This is a genomic window from Natrinema versiforme, from assembly GCF_005576615.1.
Classification (GTDB): Archaea; Halobacteriota; Halobacteria; order Halobacteriales; family Natrialbaceae; genus Natrinema; species Natrinema versiforme_A.
Genome location: NZ_CP040330.1, coordinates 2920867 through 2943991 on the forward strand (window position 1 = coordinate 2920867; position 23125 = coordinate 2943991).

At 66.3% G+C, this 23125-nt stretch carries 27 protein-coding genes, 1 tRNA gene and 1 pseudogene; 11 read left to right on the top strand and 18 right to left on the bottom strand.

Translation table 11 applies throughout. The features are described from left to right. Positions 1 to 14 precede the first annotated feature (14 nt). Together FEJ81_RS14415 and FEJ81_RS14420 are read left to right on the top strand one after the other, a co-directional pair. Positions 15 to 1325, top strand: coding sequence for an FAD-dependent oxidoreductase (locus FEJ81_RS14415; protein WP_138246802.1), 1311 nt, complete (start codon positions 15 to 17; stop codon positions 1323 to 1325). A 156-nt stretch (positions 1326 to 1481) separates the two neighbouring features. Beyond that, positions 1482 to 1703, top strand: coding sequence for a hypothetical protein (locus FEJ81_RS14420; RefSeq protein ID WP_138245939.1), 222 nt, complete (start codon positions 1482 to 1484; stop codon positions 1701 to 1703). A 46-nt stretch (positions 1704 to 1749) separates the two neighbouring features. Here FEJ81_RS14420 and FEJ81_RS14425 read toward each other — a convergent pair whose 3' ends face one another. After that, complete coding sequence (locus FEJ81_RS14425; RefSeq protein WP_138245940.1) at positions 1750 to 2469, bottom strand: metallophosphoesterase; 720 nt, start codon at positions 2467 to 2469, stop codon at positions 1750 to 1752. After that, a complete protein-coding gene (gene artA / locus FEJ81_RS14430) occupies positions 2466 to 3563 on the bottom strand; it encodes an archaeosortase A (RefSeq protein ID WP_138245941.1) in 1098 nt (365 codons plus the stop codon). The genes FEJ81_RS14425 and artA overlap by 4 nt, the downstream gene beginning before the upstream one ends. 168 nt (positions 3564 to 3731) lie before the next feature. On the opposite strand from artA, the gene FEJ81_RS14435 reads away from it, so the two are divergent. Together FEJ81_RS14435 and FEJ81_RS14440 are read left to right on the top strand one after the other, a co-directional pair. After that, the gene (locus tag FEJ81_RS14435; RefSeq protein ID WP_138245942.1) at positions 3732 to 4511 is read left to right on the top strand and encodes a DUF7839 domain-containing protein; all 780 of its coding nucleotides are present in this window, start codon (positions 3732 to 3734) and stop codon (positions 4509 to 4511) included. A 116-nt stretch (positions 4512 to 4627) separates the two neighbouring features. Beyond that, the gene (locus FEJ81_RS14440; protein WP_138245943.1) at positions 4628 to 4990 is read left to right on the top strand and encodes a DUF7344 domain-containing protein; all 363 of its coding nucleotides are present in this window, start codon (positions 4628 to 4630) and stop codon (positions 4988 to 4990) included. 87 nt (positions 4991 to 5077) lie between these two features. Here FEJ81_RS14440 and FEJ81_RS14445 read toward each other — a convergent pair whose 3' ends face one another. From FEJ81_RS14445 to FEJ81_RS14465, 5 genes are read right to left on the bottom strand one after another with little or no spacing between them, the layout of a single operon-like run. Then, on the bottom strand, positions 5078 to 5845 hold the full coding sequence (locus tag FEJ81_RS14445; protein ID WP_138245944.1) for a proteasome assembly chaperone family protein: 768 nt from the start codon (positions 5843 to 5845) through the stop codon (positions 5078 to 5080). A 6-nt stretch (positions 5846 to 5851) separates the two neighbouring features. Beyond that, positions 5852 to 6031 (bottom strand): RNA-protein complex protein Nop10, encoded by a 180-nt coding sequence (locus tag FEJ81_RS14450; RefSeq protein ID WP_138245945.1) that lies wholly within the window; start codon positions 6029 to 6031, stop codon positions 5852 to 5854. Then, positions 6031 to 6831, bottom strand: a complete 801-nt coding sequence (locus FEJ81_RS14455; RefSeq protein WP_138245946.1) for a translation initiation factor IF-2 subunit alpha — start codon at positions 6829 to 6831, stop codon at positions 6031 to 6033. Before FEJ81_RS14455 ends, FEJ81_RS14450 begins: the two co-directional genes overlap by 1 nt. Beyond that, on the bottom strand, positions 6828 to 7001 hold the full coding sequence (locus FEJ81_RS14460; protein WP_006429375.1) for a 30S ribosomal protein S27e: 174 nt from the start codon (positions 6999 to 7001) through the stop codon (positions 6828 to 6830). Before FEJ81_RS14460 ends, FEJ81_RS14455 begins: the two co-directional genes overlap by 4 nt. A 5-nt stretch (positions 7002 to 7006) precedes the next feature. Beyond that, complete coding sequence (locus tag FEJ81_RS14465; RefSeq protein ID WP_006429374.1) at positions 7007 to 7288, bottom strand: 50S ribosomal protein L44e; 282 nt, start codon at positions 7286 to 7288, stop codon at positions 7007 to 7009. 157 nt (positions 7289 to 7445) lie between these two features. On the opposite strand from FEJ81_RS14465, the gene FEJ81_RS14470 reads away from it, so the two are divergent. From FEJ81_RS14470 to FEJ81_RS14485, 4 genes are all read left to right on the top strand, one after another. After that, on the top strand, positions 7446 to 7712 hold the full coding sequence (locus FEJ81_RS14470) for an HAH_0734 family protein (protein WP_138245947.1): 267 nt from the start codon (positions 7446 to 7448) through the stop codon (positions 7710 to 7712). A 216-nt stretch (positions 7713 to 7928) separates the two neighbouring features. After that, entirely contained in the window at positions 7929 to 8375 is a 447-nt protein-coding gene (locus FEJ81_RS14475; protein ID WP_138245948.1) for a GtrA family protein, read from the top strand. A gap of 66 nt (positions 8376 to 8441) precedes the next feature. Further along, positions 8442 to 8516: transfer RNA gene (locus FEJ81_RS14480), tRNA-Met, on the top strand. 382 nt (positions 8517 to 8898) lie between these two features. Then, a complete protein-coding gene (locus tag FEJ81_RS14485) occupies positions 8899 to 9210 on the top strand; it encodes a HalOD1 output domain-containing protein (RefSeq protein WP_138245949.1) in 312 nt (103 codons plus the stop codon). Positions 9211 to 9278: 68 nt separating this feature from the next. Here FEJ81_RS14485 and FEJ81_RS14490 read toward each other — a convergent pair whose 3' ends face one another. The 10 genes and pseudogenes from FEJ81_RS14490 to coaBC all read right to left on the bottom strand — a co-directional run bounded on the left by FEJ81_RS14490 (position 9279) and on the right by coaBC (position 18999). Next, complete coding sequence (locus tag FEJ81_RS14490; protein ID WP_138245950.1) at positions 9279 to 9809, bottom strand: hypothetical protein; 531 nt, start codon at positions 9807 to 9809, stop codon at positions 9279 to 9281. Beyond that, positions 9806 to 11146: an ABC transporter ATP-binding protein gene (locus tag FEJ81_RS14495; RefSeq protein WP_138245951.1), complete on the bottom strand. Its 1341-nt coding sequence runs from the start codon at positions 11144 to 11146 to the stop codon at positions 9806 to 9808. Before FEJ81_RS14495 ends, FEJ81_RS14490 begins: the two co-directional genes overlap by 4 nt. Then, the gene (locus FEJ81_RS14500) at positions 11143 to 12225 is read right to left on the bottom strand and encodes an ABC transporter ATP-binding protein (protein ID WP_138245952.1); all 1083 of its coding nucleotides are present in this window, start codon (positions 12223 to 12225) and stop codon (positions 11143 to 11145) included. Before FEJ81_RS14500 ends, FEJ81_RS14495 begins: the two co-directional genes overlap by 4 nt. After that, entirely contained in the window at positions 12225 to 13346 is a 1122-nt protein-coding gene (locus FEJ81_RS14505; protein ID WP_138245953.1) for an ABC transporter permease, read from the bottom strand. Before FEJ81_RS14505 ends, FEJ81_RS14500 begins: the two co-directional genes overlap by 1 nt. Before the next feature lie 2 nt (positions 13347 to 13348). Next, positions 13349 to 14296 carry an ABC transporter permease gene (locus tag FEJ81_RS14510; RefSeq protein WP_138245954.1) on the bottom strand — a complete coding sequence of 316 codons (948 nt, stop codon included), beginning with the start codon at positions 14294 to 14296 and terminating at the stop codon, positions 13349 to 13351. A 7-nt stretch (positions 14297 to 14303) separates the two neighbouring features. Next, a complete protein-coding gene (locus FEJ81_RS14515) occupies positions 14304 to 15950 on the bottom strand; it encodes an ABC transporter substrate-binding protein (RefSeq protein WP_138245955.1) in 1647 nt (548 codons plus the stop codon). A 134-nt stretch (positions 15951 to 16084) separates the two neighbouring features. Further along, positions 16085 to 16198: pseudogene (locus FEJ81_RS24520) on the bottom strand (DUF7529 family protein); the annotation flags it as partial. 107 nt (positions 16199 to 16305) lie between these two features. Then, complete coding sequence (hpt, locus tag FEJ81_RS14520) at positions 16306 to 16875, bottom strand: hypoxanthine/guanine phosphoribosyltransferase (protein WP_138245956.1); 570 nt, start codon at positions 16873 to 16875, stop codon at positions 16306 to 16308. Between the two features lie 177 nt (positions 16876 to 17052). After that, the gene (locus FEJ81_RS14525) at positions 17053 to 17718 is read right to left on the bottom strand and encodes a DUF7344 domain-containing protein (protein WP_175416434.1); all 666 of its coding nucleotides are present in this window, start codon (positions 17716 to 17718) and stop codon (positions 17053 to 17055) included. A 111-nt stretch (positions 17719 to 17829) separates the two neighbouring features. After that, positions 17830 to 18999, bottom strand: a complete 1170-nt coding sequence (coaBC, locus tag FEJ81_RS14530; RefSeq protein ID WP_138245958.1) for a bifunctional phosphopantothenoylcysteine decarboxylase/phosphopantothenate--cysteine ligase CoaBC — start codon at positions 18997 to 18999, stop codon at positions 17830 to 17832. A gap of 237 nt (positions 19000 to 19236) precedes the next feature. On the opposite strand from coaBC, the gene FEJ81_RS14535 reads away from it, so the two are divergent. The 3 genes from FEJ81_RS14535 to FEJ81_RS14545 all read left to right on the top strand — a co-directional run bounded on the left by FEJ81_RS14535 (position 19237) and on the right by FEJ81_RS14545 (position 22286). Next, the gene (locus FEJ81_RS14535; protein ID WP_138245959.1) at positions 19237 to 20256 is read left to right on the top strand and encodes a DUF1611 domain-containing protein; all 1020 of its coding nucleotides are present in this window, start codon (positions 19237 to 19239) and stop codon (positions 20254 to 20256) included. Between the two features lies 1 nt (position 20257). Continuing rightward, positions 20258 to 21310, top strand: a complete 1053-nt coding sequence (locus tag FEJ81_RS14540; protein WP_138245960.1) for a dipeptide epimerase — start codon at positions 20258 to 20260, stop codon at positions 21308 to 21310. An 88-nt stretch (positions 21311 to 21398) separates the two neighbouring features. After that, complete coding sequence (locus FEJ81_RS14545) at positions 21399 to 22286, top strand: hypothetical protein (protein WP_138245961.1); 888 nt, start codon at positions 21399 to 21401, stop codon at positions 22284 to 22286. A 165-nt stretch (positions 22287 to 22451) separates the two neighbouring features. Here the strand turns inward: FEJ81_RS14545 and FEJ81_RS14555 are convergent, their stop codons facing one another. Next, positions 22452 to 22901 carry an AAA family ATPase gene (locus FEJ81_RS14555; RefSeq protein WP_138246803.1) on the bottom strand — a complete coding sequence of 150 codons (450 nt, stop codon included), beginning with the start codon at positions 22899 to 22901 and terminating at the stop codon, positions 22452 to 22454. Positions 22902 to 23125: the final 224 nt, after the last annotated feature.

Consider the following 23125-nt stretch of genomic DNA (forward strand, 5'->3'; position numbering starts at 1 on the left):
GCCGACGTTCGCCTCTGCAGACGACTCCGCGGGTACTCGTCGCCGGCGGCGGACTGGCCGGACTGGTCGCCGCGCGCCATCTCGCCGCCGCCGGCGCGGACGCGGCGCTGCTCGAGCGCAGAGAGCGGGTCGGCGGCCGCGTCCGGACCCTCGAGCGCGACGGCTACCGGTTCGATCGCGGCTTTCAGGTCCTCTTTACCGCCTATCCCGCAGTGAGGCGGGAACTCGATCTCGAGGCGCTCGAGTTGCGCCGGTTCGCGCCGGGAGCAACCATCGCGGGACCCGACGGCCGATCGGTGCTCGCGGACCCGCTCCGGGAGCCCGGAACGATCGCAAAAACGCTGTCTACCCCGTTCGTCTCCGTCGGCGACGCGCTTCGTGTCGCTCGACTCTGGTGGGAGCTTCGGCAGACCGATCCGGACGAGCTATTCGCCGGTAGCGACGAGCGGATCGACGCGTTCCTCCGCGACCGCGGCTTTTCGGACGCGTTCATCGAGGGCTTCGTCGCGCCGTTCTACGGCGGCATCACGCTCGATCAGTCGATCTCGATCTCGAGACACGTCTTCGAGTACACGTTCAAGACCCTCGCAGCGGGCGAGATGGCGGTTCCGGCCGCCGGCATGGGCGCGATTCCGACCCAGCTCGCGGCCCGCGTTCACGAGGCCGGCGGCACGATCAGGACGGGAGTCGGCGTCGAGTCGGTCGCGGCGGACGGCGGCAACTCGAGCAGGGAACGCCCCAACACCGACGGCTCCGTCACCGTCGAGACCGACGAGGGGACCGTCGCGGCCGACGCGGTCGTCGTCGCGACCGATCCGCCGACCGCTCGCGACCTCACCGGCGTCGAGTCGATCCCCACCGACGCGCGGGGCTGTGTCACCCAGTACTACGCGCTACCGGACGATATCGACCTCGAGACCGGGCGGCGGCTCCTGTTGAACGCGACCGATCGAGGGCCGAATCACGTCGTGCCCCACAGCGCGGTCGCGCCCGAGTACGCCCCCGACGGGATGGCCCTACTCAGCGCGACCTATCTCGGCGTCCCCGACGAGAGCGACGACGCCTTGGCCGATCGGACGCGAGCGGCCCTCGAGTCGTGGTATCCCGACCGGGAGTTCGACGCACTCGAGGCGCTCCACACCGAGCGCGTGCCGTTCGCGCAGTTCGTACAGCTGCCGGGGTTCCGCGACCGGCTGCCCGACGCTCGCGATCCCGCGGGCTCCGTCTATCTCGCTGGCGACTACACGCAATGGTCGTCGATTCAGGGCGCGATGGAGAGCGGACGGGACGCGGCGAAAGCCATGATCGACGATCTGTCGCGATAATCCGGGCGGGGCCCGACTCGAGTCGTCCCCGTTCGATCGGACCGACAGACGGCCGAGCGGCGGTCGGACTCCTTCGAGACCGTGACAGTCCCGCGAGTAGCGGAGAAACATTAAGCGCCGCGAGCCCCCTTCTGGAAACACGGAGACAGCACAGCCATGGCTCTGGACGAACTCCTCGAGGGGACAGCGTTGACCGGGCGACAGGCGGCGATCATCTTCTTTACCTTTCTCACCCTGATTATCATCGCCGCGCTGATCCTGATCACGTTCAGCGACTTCTTCAGGGACCTATTCATGTACCGCGACGCGGCCGACCTTCGAGTCGGTGCGCTGGCTCTCGTTTCCGGGCGGTCGGCCCTCGGAAGCCGCGGTCCCTGATTCCGATTTCGGAGGCCGCCCCCGATCGGTACGGACCAACCGCGGCTCACAGCAGCCGCCGACACCGCCCCAGCGGCGGGAACCAGAGCGTCTCGCCGCTCGAGGCGTCCCTGACCGCGGGATAGAAGGCGTCGGGGGTGCGGACGAGCGGCGTCTGGAAGTCCCGGCCGGACATCCCGTTGACCGTCGCCCCGGCGGCGAGGCGGGTAAACGCCGGGAGCACGAGCACGTCCGCACCCTCGTACTGCTCGGGTCCGTAGAGGAAACACGGGCGTTTGCGCCCCTCGATCGACAGCGCCGGGTGATCGTGGCCGACGATATAGCGGTCGGCGGCCGTGTCGGGGCGCTCGTGACCGTGACAGACCACCGTCTCGCCGTCGGCGACCGCGTACTCGGCAGTCGTCTCGCCGTCGAACGCGTCCGCGAGCATCGCGTCGTGGTTGCCGGGCGTGACGATCAGTTCGGCATCGGGCCGCTCGACGATCTCTGTAAGGCGATCCAGATCGCGCGCCACGCCGCGGGGCACCCGCGAAAACGAGTGCAACAGATCGCCGGCGACGACGACGGTTTCCGGGGTGGTTTCCGCGAGGAGGGCCCGGAGCCGCTCGAGGCTATCGCTCCCGTCGTCGATCGGCGCATCGACGCTCGAGGCAGCCGCTTTGCCGAGGTGGACGTCGGCGAGGACGAGCGTCTCGGCGGCGGGCAGGAAGACCGCGCGATCGCGGAGGGAAAACGGAACGTCGATCTCGACGTCGGGTGCGGTCATCGCTCCGGTCCGGTGTCGGCCGCGGACGCAGCATCGGACTCGGCCTCTGTCGCCGCTCGCTCGGACGCCGGCTCCGTCCCGGATGCGGCCGTCGTCGCCCCGCCGTCGGCGCGCAACTCCTGTCCGAGCGCGTCCGCGAGGTCGTACTCGGTGCCCGTCAGGATGTAGAGCACGTCCTCGAGGGGCTCGAGGACTTCGGGGAGGATGCGGACGACGAGGTAGGTGATCCCCAGCAGGGCGACGATCGACAGCGACTGGGCGATGAAGTTGTGGGCGACGATGTAGGACGTGCGGTCGGCGGGGGCACCCATGAATTCCGTGACGACGTAGACGAGGGCGTCCTGCTGGAACCAGCCCCACGGCGAGGCGAGCCCGATGAAGACGTTCCGGACGAGGTTGAGGAACCAGATGACGCCGATCGCGAGCGCGAAGGCGGTCGCCTTCCGCTCGAGCGGCGCTTTGACGGCGGCGATGAGGCCGCCGAAGATGGCCATGCTCCCGATACCGGTACAGGCCGTGATGATGTAGGTGGTCCGGCCGGTCACCGTCTCGTTCGGATCGAAGTCGAACTTACTCACGTAGCCGTTGCTCCCCTCCGTAAGCCCGGGACTGTGACCGAGCAGTTCCATCCCGAAGTGGGTCTGAGACGCGGTCGTCTCGATCAGCCACGTGCGAACGACCGGAATCGTCTCGACCGGCAGGTAGATCAGCCCCATGATCGCGACCGCTTTCGAGAGCAACAGGAGCGACTCGCGACCCCGAAAGAGCAGATACCCGGTATAGACACACAGCGGCAGCGCCGCTATCGTTAACAGGGTCTCGATCGGGCTCTTGACCTCGAGATAGTAGTGGGGGGTGAGCGTGACCCAGAAGACGCCGAAGACGACCCACGCGCCCGCAGCGAGGTACCGCGCCGGATCGACAGCATCGAGCCACTCGAGGACCATCGCGGTCACGAACGCGCCGATCGCGAGCCACGCGAGCGCGTCCGACAGGGTGATCGAGCCGATACTCGCGAAGAGAGGCGTCGCGGGTCCCGCCGCGACGTCGACGACTGCGTCGGGAATCGCGGTCGTCGCTGGTAGGGCCGGCATACTCACGTGAATCCGACGAACTCTCCCGCTATCAACTTGACGCCTCGAGACTATCGCCGATTCTGAGAGGGAAGTATCGCCGATTCGGCGGCCGACAGTCGCGCATTCGGCGGCCGGACGGAGCGCGACCGCGTACCTTTTTGCAACGCTCTCGAAAAGGCTAGCCATATGGTCGACGTCCTCGACAACAAGCGGGCCGCGACGCGATTTCGGATCCTCGTCCAGATCGCCGAACGCCAGCCCGCGGTCAGCCAGGGGGAGATCGCCGGGGAAGTCGGCGTGACGAGTCAGGCCGTCAGCGAGTACATCCGAGAACTCGTCGACGACGGTCTCGTCGAGAAGGAAGGCCGATCGCGCTATCGCGTCACCCGCGAGGGCGTCGATTGGCTCTTTCGGGCCGCGGACGACGTCCGCCGATTCGCGGACCACGTCACCGGGGACGTACTGGGCGCGATGAGCGAGGACGCCTACATCGCAACCGAGGACATCGAGGAAGGCGAGACCGTCTCGCTGTCGGTCGAAGACGGCCTCCTCCACGCCGCGCCGGGCAGCGAGGGTCCCGCGACCGGTATCGCGACCACCGACGCCGCGGCCGGCACCGACGTCGGCGTCACCAGCTTCGAGGGTGTCATGGAACTCGATCCCGGCTCCGTCACCGTCCTGCAGGTCCCCTCGATCCGAACCGGCGGGAGCCGTGCGATCGACGACGAAACCGTCACCGAGGCCTGCGACGAGGCCGACGTCGTCGTCGCCGCCGGCGTCGAAGCCGTCGTCGCCTGTCGGCAGGCCGGCACCGATCCCGACGTCACCTTCGCCGTCGGCGACGTCGCGGCCGACGCCGCAAATCACGGCCTCGAGGTGACCGCCGTCGCCACGACCGACGCCGTCGGCCGAGTCACCGACGCGCTTCGGGACGCAGACGTCTCCTACGAAGTACTCGAGGGATAACCACCGGTCTCGTCGGCGGCTACTCACTGCTCGAGCGGCGTGACGAACGTCTCCCTCAATGACTTTAGGTAGAATTCCTTTCCCGTCACGGCCGCTTTCTCGGACTGAGGTCGCGAATGGAACCCTCCGACGCGTACAGAGTAATCGCCAGTGTCGACCGACAGTATCTACTCCACGAACTCGTCGAGCACGGCGGAGAGAGTAGCGTGAGAGACCTCTCACGGAAGGTCGCCATCCGACGACATCGGACCGACAGCGCGAACATCTCCGAGACGGAGATCGATCGGGCTCGCCTCAGACTGGTTCACATCCACCTGCCCCAGTTACTCGAGCGGGACGTGATCGACGTCGACTGGAACGACGGCGCGGTCGCGCTCGCCGAGGATGATCGCGTCGACCCGCTGCTCGAGGCGGCCGAAGAGGTCGCGCAGTGGCCGCCGGAACCGCAACTGCCACAGCGGTCGGAGTCCGAGGCGTAGCGCGGCGTATTCACTGATCGAGTGACCAGTGTCTCGACCACCGTCCCGAGTGCCCCGACGAGCGGTGGCTCCGAACGAACGAGACGCTTAGCCGATATACCGCAGGTCGTCGTCGGTCGGCACGTCCATCTGCTGTTGCTGTTCCATCTCTTGGATCTTGCCGATGACTTCCTCCATCTCGTCGGCCCGCTCGTCCAAGGACTCGTAGTCGAGTTCGAAGCCCAGCACTGCCTCGAGCACCTCGAGGACCGCGCGGGCGCTCTTGGGGTCGACGAGGTAGCCGCTGGTCTCGCCCATCAGGCAGGTCGCGTCGAAGCCGCGGCGCTCGCCGAGTCCGAGCAAGAGCCCGGAGACGCCGACGATGCCCCCCGCCGGCTCGTCTTCGCGGAACTCGACGTCCGCGTCCTCGAGTGCCTCGAGCAGCGACTCGTCGCTGACGGCCCCGACGACGGCGTACTCGTCGATGAGTTCGCCGGTCGGAACGCCCCCGAGCGCGTACACCTCGGTCGCGCCGAACTCCTCGGCGACGTCGAGGAAGGCATCGGTCAGCGTGTAGTGGCCCTCGTTGCTCTGGGCCTGATGATCGCCGGTCAGCAAGAGGAGGTCACGGCCGTCGGGCACCTCGACGGCGTAAATCTCCGCGCAGGTCAGCGTCGAGACGCCGTCTTCGACGCTCACCTGCGGCGGGAACTCTTGGGAGTAGATTCGCCGTACGAGCGTGCTCTCACCCTCGAGTTCCTCGAGCAAGTGCTCGACGGCGAGGTTGCCGACGTGCCCGACTCCCGGCAACCCCTCGACGAGGACGGGATCGTCCAGTTCGACCTCGGCGACTGCGTCGATCTCGAGTTCGTCCATACCGTATCAGCGGCGGCGACGTTTAAGAGCGCGTCGGTACTCGCCGTATGGATCGTTCGGATCGAACGGTGCCGGGGCGCTGTTTGCCGTTTCGGCACCGCAGTCGGGGCAGGTCGCAGAAAGGGTATACACCGGGCTGTCGTGGGCCTCGCGCCACGCCGAGCAGACCCGGATGTCGGATTTCATTATTCGTCGTCGGTCCGGCGCTCGCGGTGGTACTGTCCGGAGCCACCCTGGTCCTCGATCGCGACGACCGCTCGCTGTGCGCTCTCCTCGAGCTGGGATTCGGCGGTCTTGTAGTTGGGCGCCTGCACTTTGATTCGGTACTCGGGCGCGCCGACGTAGCTCACTTCGAGGTCGACTTCCTCGGGCACCTCACCGTTGCCCTCGGCGGCTTCAAGCGCCTCGCGGATCCCGTCGACGCCGGTCTCGGTCGGGTTCTCGAGGTCGACGTAGCCGGTGACGTTGACGTACGGCACCGAGACGTTCTCGCGAGCCGTCTCGACGATCGCGTCGATTTCGTTCTCCTCGAGATCGGTGTCCTCGAGGGCCTCCTCGCCGTGAATCGCGGCCTGCTTGAAGCCCTCGTAGAGCCCGCCGTGGATGCCGATCAGTTCGTTGGCGATCGCCGTGTAGTCCTCGTCGTCGATCTCCTCGCCGAAGGCGAGTTCCATCCAATTGTCGGCCTTCTGCTCGTTTTTCCACTCCTGAATCTTGTCGGAGCGCTGGTGGTCGTTGACGTCTTTCAGCGAGAGGTCGATCTGCTGGGACCCCTCGTCGACATCTAAGACCTTACAGACGGCGATCTGGCCCTCGCGGACGTGATCGCGAACGTTCTTGATCCAGCCGCTCGCGACTTCGGAGATGTGGATCAGGCCGCGCTTGTCCTCGTACTCCTCGAGATCGACGAAGACGCCGAAGTCTTCGATTTCGTCGATCTTGCCGACGACGAGTTCGCCGGGTTCGGGCCAGCCGCTGTACTTCATCGTGACTCGACTGTCTCGAGGATCTCGTGTTCGATCTCGGCTTTGCCACCGGTCGGTCGCACGAGCGTCGTCCCGCAGACGGCGCAGGCGACCTCGGAGGAGGCCTTGCCGAAGACGGTCTGTTCGTTCTCGCAGTCACTGCATCGAACGTTGTAGAAATTTCCTGCCATTGGAATCACTCCTGGAACTCGAGTCGGCCGGTACGCCATCCCTCGCGGAGATGGGCCTTGCCACACTCGCTGCAGCGGTATTTGAGGTCGGTCTTCTTCGTCGGCTTTTCGCCGACCGGCACCTTCGAGAAGCGACCGGAGTTACCGATGCTCGAGGTGCTCCGACGGGTGCGGCGAGCGTCCCACTTGAGACCACTCGAGCGGCCCGTTCGGGACTTTTCGACTTCGTGTTCGTGGTGTTCGTTGCAGTGCGGACAGTACGTATTGAATCGGCGTGGCATCTGCATAGTTATCTCACTTGCCGTGGGCTAAGATAGCGCTGTTTAAAACCCGTTTGGTTCGTCGTCGTTCGTTCCCGCCGGCTGTCGTGTTGGATCGCTCTCGGCGGTCGCCGCTGTCGCTCGCTCCGAAGCGTTTAATCCGCTCTCCTGTGAAGCGTGAGCCATGAAGCAGCTCATCATCCACGGCGATCCCGGGATCCGAAACGGGGCGATCATCCAGTACGAAGGGGAGGAGGTGGTCTGTTTCGGGATCAACAGAAACGGCGAGTACCACGGTCCCGAGCGGGTGCAACTCTGGTGTACTGTCGGCTCCGAGGACGAGTACGAGGACTACGAGAAACGGAACTTCACGCCGCACTTCCTCGACGTCGACCGCGCCGACGCCGAGGACATCGATGTCGTGCAACCGAAGAGCGATCTGGCGATCTAACGGCCGACTCTTGATCGCGACGGCGATTCCACGCGCCGATTTTCCGACCCGTGTTCGACCGACGCCCGTTATCTGAGCCAGCGGCCGACTGACCGAGCCCGCCGACCGAAACGGTATCCCGCGGATAGTCACGATATCTGATGTTTTCACACATCAATCGCAAGAGGGAAAACGAAGCCGTCGACAGTAGACGATACTCTCGAGGCCGAACCGACGATGAGTAAGTCCCTCTCAGAGGCCGTCCGAACGCGGATTCGCGCGCTCCGCTCGACGGCACGGTTTAGTCAGTTCGTCGGTGTCGGCACCGTCGGGGCGACGGTCGACAACGTCGTGCTCTTTTTACTGGTTCAACGGACGGGTCTCGGACTGGCGTGGGCGAAACTCATCGCTTGGGAACTCGGCATCGTGGTCATCTTCGTGATCAACGAACAGTGGACGTTCTCGAGCCACGGCGAGGACGGGGTCGGACCCCTCGGACGGCGGTTCGTACGTTCGAACGCGGTTCGATTCGGCGGATTACTGGTTACGCTTGCCGTGCTAACGGTGCTGACCGAGCAGTTCGACGTCTGGTTCATGGCGGCGAACGTGATCGGGATCGGCGTCGGCTTCTTCGTCAACTACACCTGTGAGAGTCTCTACACGTGGCAGGTCCATCAGGAGTAGCGGTAGAAATCCGCATACGGCGTCCGAATCATAACCCTTAACTAGCACACTCGGGTATGATGTGGTAGCGGGATGGGATAGCCAGGAGATTCCGGCGGGCTCATAACCCGCAGACCGGTAGTTCAAATCTACCTCCCGCTATACTTTCGCTGCGAGCAAAGCAAATACGCGAGCAGCGAGTATAGCACAGTAGTGGATTTGAATCAGGGAGCAGCTTTGCTGTGACCGTGGTTCAAATCTACCTCCCGCTATGTTTTGGCGCAAACAAATCCGTGAGCGCCATCCATAGCATGATGGTAGTTTGTACTAGGGAGCAGTTTCGCTGCGACCGTGGTTCAAATCTACCTCTCGCTGTCTTTTTGCTGTGAGCAAATACGCCGAGTAGCGAATTCTCGTCCTCGAGTCCGTCAGCACTCGGTCTCGAGAGGCCCTGGGTCGAGACTCGCCGGAAGCGGTTATGAAGCGTATCAGGGCCAAACTAAACAGGAATAGCGTTGAAAGGCGTTTATCCCCTACATCCCATATGAATCCAGAGCGAGGGAGTAACGCGGTCGTCGCGGACGGTGGCACGACGTTTCTGACGGAGCGAGATCCGGAGGAATCGACGACGGAGGCGATCTCCCGGAGTATCGCCGCGGTAAAGGGGGTTCCCGAAACGGACCTCGATCCGCTGTACTCGAAAATCGAGCTGGAAGCGCTGGAAACGATGGTGCGACACGCCGACGAACGCGGCTGCTCGGTGCAGGTCGAGTTCACGGTTGACGAGTACACGGTGCTCGTACGCGGTGACGGGGAGATACGAATACGTCCCGATGACGCCGGTGGATATCGGTGAGCGATGCGAACCGGAATCTTCGGAAACGCGCGGCGACACGAAAGAAGCCGAGCTGACGGAGCCCCGTCTTAGTCGACGATTTCGATCTCGGTTCGGTCGACGAGCCCTCGGTCGTCGGCGTCCGGACGAGTAATCCCCACGTCGATCGTGTACCGTCCGGGATCGACGGGCTCCCACTCGTCGTCGGCGACCCGAATTCGCTGTGGCCACTCCCGTCGGAACCGTTGCCGCTCGCTTCGGGCGAAGGAAAACGCCGCCGGGCGATCGGGAACCGCTCGAGGGATCCGCGAGGCGTTCCGCAGGCCGTCGACGGCCCAGTACCAGCGGTTCGGCGATTCGGTGCGGATGCGGATCGGGAACGGGAGCCGATTGCGAAACTCGACGGTGATTTCGACCGGGTCACCGCGCTCGTACCGTCGCTTATCCGTGGAGACAGCGACGCTGAGTCCGCGGTGGCGCAGCGCCAGCGGGGTGAACGCGTGGCTGAACGCCGTCCAGTCGATTGTTCGCGGCCCGCGTGCGTCGTCACCCTCACGTTCCGGAGTGAACGGGTCGTCGTCCGCGCGCTCGAGCGCGCGTGAATCGTAGATCCGTCTCATGGCTGACTCCCTCGCGAGGAGTGGTCGCCGCGCTCGGCCGGGGTGTCGGTTTCGGCGTCGTCCACCTCATACCGGTCGTCGAATCGGTGACAGGCGATCGGGTGGTGATCCGGACCCGCCGATAGCGCCGGGTCGCTCGTCTCGCAGGGCGTTTCGAACGCCGACGCGAGGCGCTCGCGTGCAGCGTCGAGGTCGCCCGCCGCGGCGGCCTCGAGCGCCTCCGAAAGCGCGGCCTCCGCGTCGGGATCCTGCAGTCGTCGGGGGATGTCGTAGGCCTCCCTGAGTGTCGCCGTGAGATCCTCGCGGTGATCGGACCGGGAGTACAGCGTCTCGAGCCCCGCATCGGGATCCGCGTCGGCGAGTCGGGTTCGCAGGGTCATGATCGCGCGGAACGCGCCTTCCTCGAGGTCGTACTCCGCGGGCGGGATGACCCGCGGACAGCGGGTGTGGAACCGACAGCCCGAGGGCGGGTCGGTCGGCGACGGGACGCTCCCCTCGAGGACGATCCGGTCGCCCGCCCAGCAGGGGTCGGGTTCGGGGATGGCCGACAGCAGCGCCTCGGTGTAGGGGTGGGAGGGCGAGTCGAAAACTTCGGCGGTCGTCCCGGTTTCGACGAGTTTGCCGAGATACATCACGGCGACCCGGTCGGCGACGTGTTCGACGACCGAGAGATCGTGGGCGATGAAGAGGTAGGAGAGGTCGAACCGCTCCTGCAGGTCGGAGAGTAGATTGAGAATCCCGGCCTGCACGGAGACGTCGAGCGCGGACACGGGCTCATCACAGACGATAAGCGACGGTTCGACCGCGAGCGCGCGGGCGATGCCGATCCGCTGGCGCTGCCCGCCCGAGAACTCGTGGGGGTACCGGCTCGCGTGGCCGGCCCGGAGCCCGACCGTCTCGAGCAGGTCCCGAACGCGCTCGTCGCGTCGCTCCGGCGGCACGATATCGTGGACTGAGAGGGCTTCGCCGACGATTTCGCCGACCGTCAGTTGCGGGTTCAGGCTGGTCGTCGGGTTCTGGAAGACGTACTGGATCTCGGTTCGCAACTCCCGCAGTTCCCCTCGAGAGCAGTCCGACAGGTCGGTCCCGCGGTACGCGACCGTGCCGCCGGTCGGCTCGAGCAGTCCAAGCAGCGTCCGGCCGAGCGTCGTCTTGCCGCAGCCGCTCTCGCCGACCAGCCCGAGCGTCTCACCTTCGCGGATCTCGAGGTCGACGCCGTCGACCGCCCGGACCGTTTGATCGCGGCCGAGCAACCGATCGAGGAGTCCGTCGGCGGTCGTGTAGTGTTTCTCGAGGTCGGTCGCCCGGAGGAGCGGCTCGTCGTCGGTCGCGGTCATCGCGTCTCACCCCCGTGGTCTCGGTCGGATCGCTCGGTCGCCGGCTCGTCTCGTACCCGCACCTCGTAGTCCAGTCCCCCCTTGAGGTCGCCGGTGTACTCGAGGCAGGCGGCGAGGTGGGCGTCGGGATCCGCCTCGGCCGCCGGCGTCTCCGAGTCCGTCCCGACGAGCGGCGGACTGCGTCTGGCACACGCGTCCTCGGCGTAGGGACACCGAGGGTGAAACCGGCAGCCGGTCGGCGGATCGACGAGCGACGGGACTGTACCGGGGACCGTCGTAAGACGCTCGCGGTCGTCACCGAGACGGGGGATCGAGGCCAGCAGCCCGACGGTGTAGGGATGTTTGGGGTCGTAGTAGAGCTCCTCGACCGGTGCGCGTTCGACGATCTCCCCGGCGTACTGCACCAGCACCCGATCGCACAGCTCCGCGACGATCCCGAGGTCGTGGGTGACGAGTTGGATCGCCGTGTCCGATTCCCGCGCGAGGTCGTCGAGCAACTCGAGGATGCCGGCCTGGACGGTGACGTCGAGCCCGGTCGTCGGTTCGTCGCAGACGAGCAGGTCGGGATCGCATGACAACGCCATCGCGATGACGGCCCGCTGTTGCATCCCGCCGGAGAACTCGTGCGGGTAGTCCGCGTACCGCGCGGCCGGCTCCGGAATGCCGACCTGCTCGAGGAGGTCGATCGCTCGGTCGCGAGCCGCGCGGTCGGACACGTCCTCGTGGGCGCGGATCGCCTCGGCGATCTGTTCGCCGACGGTGTAGACCGGGTTGAGCGCCGCGTCGGCGTCCTGAAACACCATCGCGATCTCGTCGCCCCGAATCTCCCTGAGTTCGTCGGTCGAACACTCGAGGAGGTTCCGGCCGTCGAGGCGGATCTCGCCGCCGACGATCTCGCCGGGCGCTCGAATCAGGCGCAGCAACGCGAGGCTGGCGACGCTCTTGCCGGCCCCGCTCTCGCCGACCAGCCCGACCGCCTCGCCCCGGCGGATCTCGTAGCTGATGCCGTCGACCGCCCGGACCACGCCGTCGTCCGTGTAAAACTGGACGGTGAGATCCTCGACCTCGAGCAGCGACATCAGCGCATCCGCCTCCGTTCGTCGCTCGCGTCTCGGTGCGGGTCGAGGGCGTCGTTGATCCCGTCGCCCACGAGGTTGATCGCCAGCACGAACAGGAAGATCGCGAACCCAGGGAAGGCGGTGACGTGCCAGTGGCCCTGCACGAGCGAGTCCCGACCCCGCGAGAGCATCGCGCCCCACTCGGCGCTCCCGGGCTCGAGACCGAGTCCGAGGAAGCCAAGCGCCGCCGCGGCGAGGACGACCGTCCCGACGTTTAACGTCGCCTGCACGACGACCGGCGCGATGGCGTTCGGAACGACGTGTCGCCGGATGATGGCCCGATCGGGGACGCCGAGCGCGCTTGCGGCCGTCACGTACTCGCGTTCGCGGACCGAGAGGATTTCGCCGCGTAACAGTCTGGCGTAGCCGATCCAGCCGGTGACGACGAGCGCCAGCACCACCGTCCAGAACCCCCCGCCGAGGATCGGGATCGGCTCGAGGATCGGGACGATCGCGATCGCGAGGACCAGAAACGGGAAGGCGTAGAGCACGTCGACGATCCGCATAACGACCTCGTCGACCCAGCCGCCGAAATACCCCGCGATCGCGCCGAGAGGGATTCCGACACACAGCGCCAGTACGACGGCGACGAGGCCGATTCCCAGCGTGTAGCGCCCGCCGACGAGTACCCGGGCGAGTTGGTCTCGCCCAGCCCAGTCGGTTCCGAAGGGATGGTCCCACGAGGGCGGCGCGTTCGCTGCCCCGACGGCCGGCTGAGACGGATCGTGCGGGGCCAGCGAGAACGGCTGAAGGGTGATCGTGTACTCCGCCGTCGAGACTTCGATCGGCCGAGCGAAGACCGCGAGCACCGCCATGCCGACGATGATAGCCAGTCCGATCATCGCCGTGCGATTCCGGCGAAACCGGTGCCACGCGTCCGCGAGGCGGTGGTGCTCCGTTCCCTCGAGTGCGGGTTCCGCCGGCTCCGTCGCTCCCGTTGCCCCAGTCGCCCCCGTCGGTGATTGGGGTCCCGCATCGGGACGCTCAGGAGAGCCGTCACTGTCGCGCTGCGACGAGTCGGCGTCGTCGAAGCCGACGATGCAAATCCGGCCGCGTTCGGTGGTGGGTCGTCGGTCACTCATAGTCAGTATCGAATGCGGGGATCGAGGACGGCGTAGATGATGTCGACGAGCAGGTTCACGAGGACGATCGAGACGCCGATGACCAGCACGGCGGCCTGAATGACGGGGTAGTTTCGCTGCAGGATCGACTGGACCAGCAGCCGCCCCATGCCCGGCCACGAGAAGATCTGTTCGACGACGACGGCACCGTCGACCAGAAACGCCAGCTGGAGGCCGGCGACGGTCACGACCGGGAGCAGGGAGTTCCGCAGAACGTGTTTCAGGATCACCGTTCGCTCGCGGAGCCCCTTCGCGCGTGCGGTCCGGACGTATCCCGCCTCGAGCTCCCGCAGCATCGACGAACGGAGCAAGCGCGTGACGAGCGCGGCCGAGGCCGTTCCGAGCGTGATCGTCGGCAGGAGCATGAACTTCGCCATCGCGAGGCTCGCGAGCGGCGCGTCCGGCGGGATCACCCGGAACCACCCCAGCCGGACGCTGAAGACCAACAGGAGGACGAGGCCGAGCCAGAAGTTCGGCGTCGCGATCCCGGCGAGGGCGGCGACCCTGCTGAGTTCGTCGGCCGGTTCGCCTCGCTTGACCGCGGCGACGATGCCCGCCGGGACCCCGATCGCGAGCGCGAGCAGCCACGCGGCCCCGCCAAGCGCCAGCGTCGCTGGGAGTCGCCGACCGATCGTCGCCGCGACGCTCCGCCCGGTGACCGGCGACCGCCCGAACTCGAGTGCGAGGGCGTCCCGCAGCCAGAGCACGTACTGTTCCCACACCGGCCGATCGAGGTGGTACTCGGCCCGGATCGAGGCCTCGGTCTCGGGGCTTACAGTCTGGTAGCCGATGATCGCGTCGACCGGATCGCCCGGCAGCGCGTGCAGAAACGAGAACGTCAGGACGGTCACGCCCAGGAGGACCGGAACGGCGACCAGCAGCCGCGTGAGGACGTATCTCCCGAGGGACATCTATGGGTCAGTCCGGACGGACGTATTCGTCGGCGATTCGCTCTCGAAACCCCTCGTCGGCGTACGTCTCGAGCAGCGGTGAGATCGGCGTGTAGGTCGGCTGCCCGTGCCCGTGATAGACGTTCTCGACGATCGCCTCGCGTGGAATCAACATGTTACAGCCCCGGCGGACCTGCTCGTCGGTAAACGGCTCGCGATAGAGCGGGTAGATCACCAGATCGAACCCGCCGCCGACGTGACGATCGACGTCGTATGCGTCGTCTTCGCCAAGTTCGGCGAGACTCGCCGACGGCACGCCGTCGCTGAAGTCGATATCGCCGGCCTCGAGCGCGCCCCGTCGAGCGGCCGCCTCCGTGATGATCTCGAGGGTCACGGTTTCGATCGGTGCCGGGGCCGGGACCCTCTCGTCGCCGTCGAACCAGTAGTCCTCGAACCGCCTCAGCCGCCAGTGATCGCCCGCTCGGTAGTCGTTGAACCGATAGGGACCGGTTCCGACCGGCCGCGACGCGAGGTCGAGGTCGCCGTCGATCGCCGCCATCGGGACGATCGGGAGGTCGAACAGTCGCCGTTCGAAGGGGCCGTACTTCCGCCAGCAGCGGATGTCGATCGTGTAGTCGTCGACGATCTCGCTGCCGTCGTACCAGTCGGTGACGTCCGACTCCCTGGCTTCGCCCTCGTAGCGTTCGAACGAGCCCTTGACGTGTGCAGCGGTCAGTTCCTCGCCGTTGTGAAAGCGGACGCCTTCTCGGAGGGCAACCCGGTAGGTCGTCGAATCGAGTTGCGTCCAGTCCGCGGCCAACACCGGTTGGACCGTCCCGTCGAAATCGACGCCCGTCAGCCCCTCGTAGACGAGCTGCGTCGCCCGACTCGAGGCGGTGTCGTTCATCGAGACCGGATCGGTGGTCGAAACGTCGCCGCCGAGGTCGCCGACGAACTCGTTGCCGTCCTCGAGATCGGTGTAGACGCCCGCCCACGGGGCATAGATCGCGGTGTAGGTCCCGGACTCGAGCGGATACGCCCGCCAGCCGCTGACGCTGTCGGCGTCCCAGACGTGTGCCGCTTCGCTCACGCGGACGAACGACGCCGGGGAGTCGGCGACCAGTTCCTCCTGTAACTGCTGGTAGATCTCGACCCGCTCGTCCGGGGATGTCTCCTCGAGGCCGTCGTCGATGTATTCGTCGACGGTCTCGCTGGCGTAGTGGTTGATGTTGAGCCCGGTGGGCGTGTGATTGTCGGAGTGAAACAGCGTATTGACGTAGTCGTCGGGGTCCCAGCCGCCGGTCCAACTGACGATGAAGAGGGCGTTTTCCTCGTCGTCGGCCGCCGTGTTCAGCATCTCGAGATAGGTCGTCCACTCGTATTCGCTGATCGAGATATCGAAGAAACCGGTGTCCTCGAGTTCGGTCGCGAGGAGTTGTGCGAACCGGCTCCGCTCGGTGTCTTCGGTGATCGCGATCGTCGTCTCGAACGGCGGCTCGATGCCGGTCGCCTCGAACCCCGTCTGAATCAACTCCTCGGCCGGGCCGTCGGCTTCGATATCGTTACTGCGAACACAGCCCGCCAATCCGGCGATGCCGGCCGTGCCCACGCCCTTCAGCAGCGACCGCCGCCGCAGGCGATGGCGGTCACTCGGCCCGACGCGGTTCTCTGCCATCGCTATGAGGTTCAAATCGTGGCGACATATTCCTTGTGATGGCGAAACACATTAGTTGAAAACCGAATGCGTCCGGTACAGCTGAGACTCCGTCTCCGTCGAAGATACAACGGAACGGAATATCGGGAGACGTGCTATGCGTTTGGCCGAGAAACGAGTGGGTCGTACGTTTCGTGTTCGAACGTCCCGAGAATCGTCCCGTCTATCGTCTTGACGTGGGTGTACAGGACGCCTTCGTCCGCCGCAGACGGTCGGCACGCGCCATATCGTATTCACGACTTACAGCCGTTGGACCACCGATAGTGAGAAAGCCGACCGGATCTGAACGGGGGAGACCAGAACGAACCGAGAACTGTCAGTGGTCGCCGTCTTCGTCGACGATAACGACCTCGCCGTCGACGACGTCGACGTTGATCAGCGTCTTGACGTCGTAGCCCGCGTCGTCGACCTTGTTCTCGCCGCCGACCTTCTTGATGACCGCGACCGTGTCGATGACCTCGGCACCGATCTCGTCGAGGGCCTCGAGCACCGACGCGAGCGTGCCGCCGGTCGAGAGCACGTCGTCGAGCACGAGCACGCGCTCGCCCTCGCGGACATCGTTGATGTACATCTCGTTCTCCGAGTAGCCGGTCTTCTGAGAGATCGCGACCTCGTCCTTGAGGCCGTACTGGCGCTTGCGGATGACCGTCAGCGGAATGTCGGTCATCAGGGAGACAGCCGTCGAGATGTGAATGCCCATCGCCGCGGGCGTGACGATCCGGTCAACGTTCTCGAGTTCGGCCTTCCGGATGATTCGGATGACGATCTCCCGCAGGAGCGTCGGATCGAGCTTCGGGACGCCGTCGCTGATCGGGTGAACGAAGTAGTGATAGCCGTTCTTCTCGATGATCGGCGCCTCGAGGAGCGACTGCTTCAGTTGATCCATGTCGTAGGTCGGTTGGTAGCGGAGTAAAAGTTGACGATACGAGCGAAGTGGCGCCACCTGCGAACGTCCCGCATTCGCCGCGGCGGGTCGGAGCGCTTCGGCACCGACTCGAGTCGAGACGCTCGTTTTCGCGCCCGCAAGGCGGCCGAATCGATCGGGTCTCGAGCGCCGCCGGCGCTACTTGTCGGTCCCGTAGCTGAGTTCCGGCGGCTGATCGCCGTGGCCGAGGCGCATGTTCCGTTCGTGGTAGACGTGTGCGACCGCAGTGAGCGTGAACGTGACCGCGACGACGGCCGCCCACGACAGGTTCGACAGGATCGTCAGCGGATAGATCCCCAGCCAGAGCGCGGCGACCAGCGCGCAACTGATCGCGCCGAGTGAGAGGTACAGTTCCCGCCACGCGAACTCGCGGCCGGGGACGATCTCGAGGTAGACGCTGATGTCCCGCGTTCGTTCGGTCCCCTCGATGACGCCCCGATCGGAGTCGAAACGGAGGATCCCGGCCGTATCCATCTTCGGGAGATGGGTTTGCTGGAGTGTCGTATAGACGCGTTTGCGCTGTTCCGGGGTGACGCCCTCGAGGGTCGTGTCGTACTCCCACGCGGCGACCTGCTGGGCCAGATCCCCGAGTTCGACGGGTCGGTGGTCCTGCTTGAGGTACTGGAGGACGTAGCGCCGTCGCTGGTTTCGGAGGACTTCGAATATCTCGCCTTTGGAGAGCGATTCGTTCGTATCGGACGTGTCGCCGTCGGCGTCTGGGGTGTCGGCGTCGGCATCGGCCTCACCACCCTCGTCGGCCGCGGTGGCGTCGTCGAGTTGCTGTCGTTGTGCCACCTCGATCACCTCAGGTTGCCGGCTACCGGTGCCGTCGCACGAAGATCCGCATCCGGTCGTCTATCCATTACGTCGGTCGGATGAACCCCACCCATATAATTCTCCTGACGGCCCGCCCGCTCAGTCGGCCGCCGCGGAACCGCACACCGCGGCGATCGAGTCGGCGATTTCGCCGCCCAGCCCCGCCTTCGTCCCCTCGTAGCGGGCGGCGTCGTTCGCGTGGACCAGCAGCGCCGACGTTTCCGCCGCACCCATCACGCTCGCGTCGTTTGCGACGACGAAGGCCAGCCCGGCCCGCTCGAGCGTCTCCCTCGCCCGCTGGATCATGGCCCCCTCGTCACCGGACGTTTCGGTCTTGAAGCCGACGATGGGGAGGTCGGGGTGCTCGGAGCGGATCTCGTCGATGAGCTTCGGGGTCGGCTCGAGTTCGAGCGTAAGCTCCTGTCCCGAACGGATCTTCTCGTCGCTCGTCTCGACGGTGTAGTCGCCGATCGCGGCCGCCGAAACGAGCGCGTCGGCCTCGGCGCAGGCCTCGCGGGTCGCGTCGAGCATCTCCGCGGCGCTCTCGACCGCGCGGACATCGGCGTAGGGGACCGCCGGCCCGTCGTGGACGAGCGTGACAGTTGCCCCGCGGACGTAGCAGGCCTGCGCGACCGCGCGGCCCATCTTCCCCGACGAGCGGTTCGTGATGATCCGAACGGGGTCGATCGACTCGCTGGTCGCCCCGCTGGTGACGACGACGTGCTCGCCCTCGAGCGGCCGGTCGCCGGCCGCGCGGGCCGTCTCGCAGACGATCGCCTCCTCGCTGGCGATCTTGGCCTTCCCCTCTTCGAGGCGCGGGTCGACGAAGTCGACGCCCCACCCCTCGACGGTCTCGATTGCCTCGAGCACGCCGGGGTGGTCGTACATCGGTTCGTGCATGGCCGGCGCGATCACGACCGGCGTCTCGGCGCCGAGCGCGGTCGTCGCACACGTGGTGACCGGCGTATCGTCGACGGCACCGGCGATCTTCCCGACGGTGTTGGCCGTCGCGGGCGCGATCACGAACACGTCGGCCCAGCCGTCGTAGCCACAGAGGTCGACGTGTTCGACGCTCCCCGTGATCTCCGTGACCACCTCGTTCTCGGTCGCGAACTCGACGGCCCACGGGTGGATGATCCCCTGCGCGCTGTCGGTCATCACTCCGCGAACCGCCGCACCCTGCCGCCGCAACTCGTGGGCCAGTTCGACCGTCTTGACGGCCGCGATCGACCCCGTCACCCCGAGCGCGACGTTGACTCCCTCGAGCATTCAGTCACAGTTCGCGCGTGGTCGGTTTATCAGTACCGCCATCGGCATCGATCTCGACATCGGCTCCGTCACCGGCTGCGGACGCGGGTCCGGAATCCGTCGGCGTCGCGACGCGATCGCTCCGAGAGAACGCCTCGTGCGAGACGGCGAGGATCGTTCCGACGCGAGCGGGTACACAGTGGTGCTGTTCCGACGCGGGTTCTCTATTATTAAGTAACCCCCTCACCATGTGCCAGTATGAACGTTGCAATTCTCGCTCACGAGAAGTTCCCGGATCGGGCGAAGACCGCGCTCGGCGTCCTCCGATATGCCGACCACGATGTCGTCGCCGTCCTCGATCGAGAGACCGCCGGGCAGCGCGTGACCGATTTCGTCCCCGACGTACAGGACGCACCGATCGTCGCCGGAATGGACGACCTCGAGTCCGACGCTGTCGACACCCTTCTGATCGGGATCTCCCCGATCGGCGGCGAGTTCGACGAGAGCTGGCGCGACGACGTTCGGACGGCCCTCGAGGACGGCTGTGACGTGATCTCGGGACTGCACTACTTCCTCGCCGAGGACGAGGAATTCGCGCGGTTGGCGGCCGAACACGGCTGTGAGATCCGCGACGTACGGAACCCGCCGGCCGACCTCTCGGTGGCCGACGGCGTCGCCGGCGAGGTCGATGCCGAGGTAATCCTCACCGTCGGGACGGACTGCTCGGTCGGCAAGATGACGACGACGATGGAACTGGCTCGCGACGCCCGCGCGGCCGGCCACGACGCCGCCGTGATCCCGACCGGCCAGACCGGGATCATGATCGAGGGGTGGGGTAACCCGATCGACCGCGTCGTCAGCGACTTCACCGCGGGCGCGGTCGAGGAGATGATCCTCGAGAAGGGCGACCAGCACGATTACCTGTTCGTCGAGGGACAGGGCAGCATCGTCCACCCGGCGTACTCCCCGGTCACGCTGGGCATCCTCCACGGCTCGATGGCGGATAAACTGGTGCTCTGTCACGAGGCCGGGCGCGAGGAAATCCACGGCTACGAGTCGTTCTCGCTGCCGTCGATCCCGACCTACGTCGACCTCTACGAGAGCATCGCCGCACCGGTCGCGGAGAGTCAGATCGTCGCCGGCGCGATAAACACCGCCGGTCTCGCGGACGACGCGGCGGCCCGTGATGCCGTCGAGGAGTACGCCGACACCCTCGGCGCGCCCGCGACCGACGTGATCCGCTTCGATACCGACGACGTGCTCGAGGCGTTGCTCTAGCATGGCCCTCGAGACCTCGTTCGAGCGGCGCTCGCTGCCGCTCGAGTACCCGTTCGGGATCGCCCGCGGGACGACGACCGAGACCGAGGCCGTCTTCGTCCGGATCGAAGATGGCGATGGAACGACCGGGATCGGTGCCGCCACGCCGTCGGCCCACTACGGCGAGACCGCCGCGACCGTCGAGGCGGTCCTCCCGGACCTGCTTTCGGTCGTCGAATCCGTCGGTGATCCCCACCAACTCGAGCGGATCGAGCGCCGCATGCGCGAGACGGTCCGGCGGAACCCGGCCGCCCGGACCGCGGTGAGCATCGCTCTGCACGACCTCGTCGCGAAGCGACTCGCGGTCCCGCTCTATCGCTACTGGGGGCTCGACCCCGCGGAGACCCTCGAGACCTCGTACACGATCGGGCTCGACGACCTCGAGACGATGCAGGAGAAGACCGAGACGGCCGTCGATCGGGGCTACGGCACGCTGAAGGTCAAACTCGGCACCGATCGGGATCTCGAGATCGTCCGGACGATCCGCTCCGTCGCCCCCGACGTCCGGCTGTTCGTCGACGCGAACGAGGCGTGGACGCCCCGCGAGGCGGTCGCGAAGATCGACCGGCTCGCCGAGTACGACCTCGCGTTCGTCGAACAGCCCGTCCCCGCCGAGAATCCCGAGGGGCTGCGGTTCGTCTCCGAGCGCTCGAGCCTGCCGATCGCCGCCGACGAGTCCTGCGTGACGCTCGCGGATATTCCGCGGATCGCGGACCGCTGTGACATCGCGAACCTGAAACTGATGAAATGCGGCGGGCTGCGGGAGGCCAGACGAATGATCAGCGCCGCCCGCGCCCACGGGCTCGAGGTGATGTGTGGCTGCATGACCGAGTCGAACGCCTCGATCGCAGCGGCCTGTCACCTCGCGCCGCTGCTCGACTACGCCGACCTCGACGGCTCGCTGCTGCTGGCCGACGACCCCGCCGACGGCGTTCCGATGCCCGACGGCCGGATCGACCTCGCCGGCCTCGAGCGCCCGGGAACGGGTGCGGTTCTCGATGGCTCGCTCGACTGATGCGGTGACTGCCGTGTACCGCCGAAACTGACTGTCAGATTCGTCGGCAACATGGTTTCATACCCGCAGTCGGTGTGGGGATGCTGGCATGTACGACAGCGACGACGACGATCCGATCGTGTCCCGACGGGCGCTGTTGCAGGCGTCGGCCGGAACGGTCGGGCTCTCGGCCGTCGGCAGCGTCCGCGCCGACGGAGCCGACGGCGGGACCGAGGCCGAGGTCGCCAGACAGTTCGATCGAGACTGTCCGGACGCGACCATCGAGCCCGGAATGACCCACTGCGAGGGGACGACCGCGGAGGGCTGTGCGGACGACCATCCGGCGACGACCGAACTGCAGTCGGCGGTCGCCGACTCCCTCGAGACCCAGTTTCCGGACGCGAACGCGCTGATCGACGCGGGGTACAAACCCTACTTCGACACCCTCGAGAGCGGCGACGACAGCTGGTCCCATTGGCTCAGCCCGGAATTCATCGGCGACGACGAGGTACTGACCCCCGAGCGGCCGGAATCGGTCCTCGTCGACAACGACTCGTGGCGGTCGATCGGCGTCATGTTCATCGCGACGCGGGATGGGGAACCGGTCGAACCGCCGGCGGTGTACGGCGAGGACGAGGCGGCGGCCGAGGAGCGATGTTCGCCGTGGCACGCCCACACCGGCCTCCCCGGGCGGTTCGCGTGGTGGTTCTACCAGCAGACCTACGAGCAAGACTATCGGGAGGGCGACCTCGAGTTCCCCTGTCGGACGCCGTGTATGCTCCACGTCTGGACCGTCGACCACCCCGAGAGCGTCTACGCACACGACGCGCCGCCGGCGGAGTATCGAGACCTGCCGCCCGCCGACGATCCCGATTTCGATACCGACGCGGTCCCCGGTGAGGACGAACTCGACTGGGACGCGCTGCCGGACGACGTCGTCCCTGATCAGACACCTGGGGAGTTCACCGTGCCCGATCCGTTCGGTATCGGTTTCTAAGACACGGCCGACAACGCGACGGGAAGGAATTGCACCCTCGGCACACCCGTGGCACGGGCGTGTGTTACGCTACACCACCGTCGCACTCACTGCATGCGGACTATCGGATGCATATGAAAAAGTTATATTCCGAATACCGGCACAGAAGCGAGCCATAGCGGGTCGTTACCGCTCGAGCCAGTCCCCGATCGCGGCCGCGATCCGAGCAGCCGCCTCGCCGGGCCCGCACCGGTCGGTATCGATCTCGCGGTCGGCGTCGGGCGCGTCGAACTCCCGATAGACCACGTGGACTCCCTGCTCCTCGATCGGGTCCGACCGACTCCGATTGCGTTCGAGGCAGGTCTCGAGGCTCGCGGTCACGTGGACGAACCGAACGTCGGCGAACGCCCGAAATCGCCGCTGCCACTTCCGGCGATAGAACGTGCCGTCGACCAGCGTGACACCCGTTTCAGGCGCGTCCCTGATCCGCTCGGCCAGTTGCTCGTAGGTCCGACTCGAGAAGGAATCGGAGTGAAACGACCGGACCGGCACCGCTCGGGCCTCGAGTCGGTCGCGGACGCGGGCCGTGACGGTGGACTTGCCGGCACCCGGCGGCCCGCAGATGACGACGATCACGGCCGACGGTAGCGGCCGGGGCCATACCAATGGCGCGGATCGCGAATCGGCAGTCGGGACCGACCTGGACGGTTCAGAGAACTGCAGACTCCGATCCCGTCGGTCTCGAGGGAAGTTCCGCGAGACACTGTCGACAGTAGGTGTAGAAAACGTCGTTTTCGGTCCGGCAGACGCGGCACTGCTGCGTGGTCGTCGTGTCGGATGCCGTCGACATGGCCGTCGGT

Coding starts and splice junctions, on each gene's coding strand:
- FEJ81_RS14420 (WP_138245939.1), top strand. CDS start 1,482: ATGGCTCTGGACGAACTCCTCGAGGGGACAGCGTTGACCGGGCGACAG.
- FEJ81_RS14425 (WP_138245940.1), bottom strand. CDS start 2,469: ATGACCGCACCCGACGTCGAGATCGACGTTCCGTTTTCCCTCCGCGAT.
- artA (WP_138245941.1), bottom strand. CDS start 3,563: ATGCCGGCCCTACCAGCGACGACCGCGATTCCCGACGCAGTCGTCGAC.
- FEJ81_RS14435 (WP_138245942.1), top strand. CDS start 3,732: ATGGTCGACGTCCTCGACAACAAGCGGGCCGCGACGCGATTTCGGATC.
- FEJ81_RS14440 (WP_138245943.1), top strand. CDS start 4,628: ATGGAACCCTCCGACGCGTACAGAGTAATCGCCAGTGTCGACCGACAG.
- FEJ81_RS14445 (WP_138245944.1), bottom strand. CDS start 5,845: ATGGACGAACTCGAGATCGACGCAGTCGCCGAGGTCGAACTGGACGAT.
- FEJ81_RS14450 (WP_138245945.1), bottom strand. CDS start 6,031: ATGAAATCCGACATCCGGGTCTGCTCGGCGTGGCGCGAGGCCCACGAC.
- FEJ81_RS14455 (WP_138245946.1), bottom strand. CDS start 6,831: ATGAAGTACAGCGGCTGGCCCGAACCCGGCGAACTCGTCGTCGGCAAG.
- FEJ81_RS14460 (WP_006429375.1), bottom strand. CDS start 7,001: ATGGCAGGAAATTTCTACAACGTTCGATGCAGTGACTGCGAGAACGAA.
- FEJ81_RS14465 (WP_006429374.1), bottom strand. CDS start 7,288: ATGCAGATGCCACGCCGATTCAATACGTACTGTCCGCACTGCAACGAA.
- FEJ81_RS14470 (WP_138245947.1), top strand. CDS start 7,446: ATGAAGCAGCTCATCATCCACGGCGATCCCGGGATCCGAAACGGGGCG.
- FEJ81_RS14475 (WP_138245948.1), top strand. CDS start 7,929: ATGAGTAAGTCCCTCTCAGAGGCCGTCCGAACGCGGATTCGCGCGCTC.
- FEJ81_RS14485 (WP_138245949.1), top strand. CDS start 8,899: ATGAATCCAGAGCGAGGGAGTAACGCGGTCGTCGCGGACGGTGGCACG.
- FEJ81_RS14490 (WP_138245950.1), bottom strand. CDS start 9,809: ATGAGACGGATCTACGATTCACGCGCGCTCGAGCGCGCGGACGACGAC.
- FEJ81_RS14495 (WP_138245951.1), bottom strand. CDS start 11,146: ATGACCGCGACCGACGACGAGCCGCTCCTCCGGGCGACCGACCTCGAG.
- FEJ81_RS14500 (WP_138245952.1), bottom strand. CDS start 12,225: ATGTCGCTGCTCGAGGTCGAGGATCTCACCGTCCAGTTTTACACGGAC.
- FEJ81_RS14505 (WP_138245953.1), bottom strand. CDS start 13,346: ATGAGTGACCGACGACCCACCACCGAACGCGGCCGGATTTGCATCGTC.
- FEJ81_RS14510 (WP_138245954.1), bottom strand. CDS start 14,296: ATGTCCCTCGGGAGATACGTCCTCACGCGGCTGCTGGTCGCCGTTCCG.
- FEJ81_RS14515 (WP_138245955.1), bottom strand. CDS start 15,950: ATGGCAGAGAACCGCGTCGGGCCGAGTGACCGCCATCGCCTGCGGCGG.
- hpt (WP_138245956.1), bottom strand. CDS start 16,875: ATGGATCAACTGAAGCAGTCGCTCCTCGAGGCGCCGATCATCGAGAAG.
- coaBC (WP_138245958.1), bottom strand. CDS start 18,999: ATGCTCGAGGGAGTCAACGTCGCGCTCGGGGTGACGGGGTCGATCGCG.
- FEJ81_RS14535 (WP_138245959.1), top strand. CDS start 19,237: ATGAACGTTGCAATTCTCGCTCACGAGAAGTTCCCGGATCGGGCGAAG.
- FEJ81_RS14540 (WP_138245960.1), top strand. CDS start 20,258: ATGGCCCTCGAGACCTCGTTCGAGCGGCGCTCGCTGCCGCTCGAGTAC.
- FEJ81_RS14545 (WP_138245961.1), top strand. CDS start 21,399: ATGTACGACAGCGACGACGACGATCCGATCGTGTCCCGACGGGCGCTG.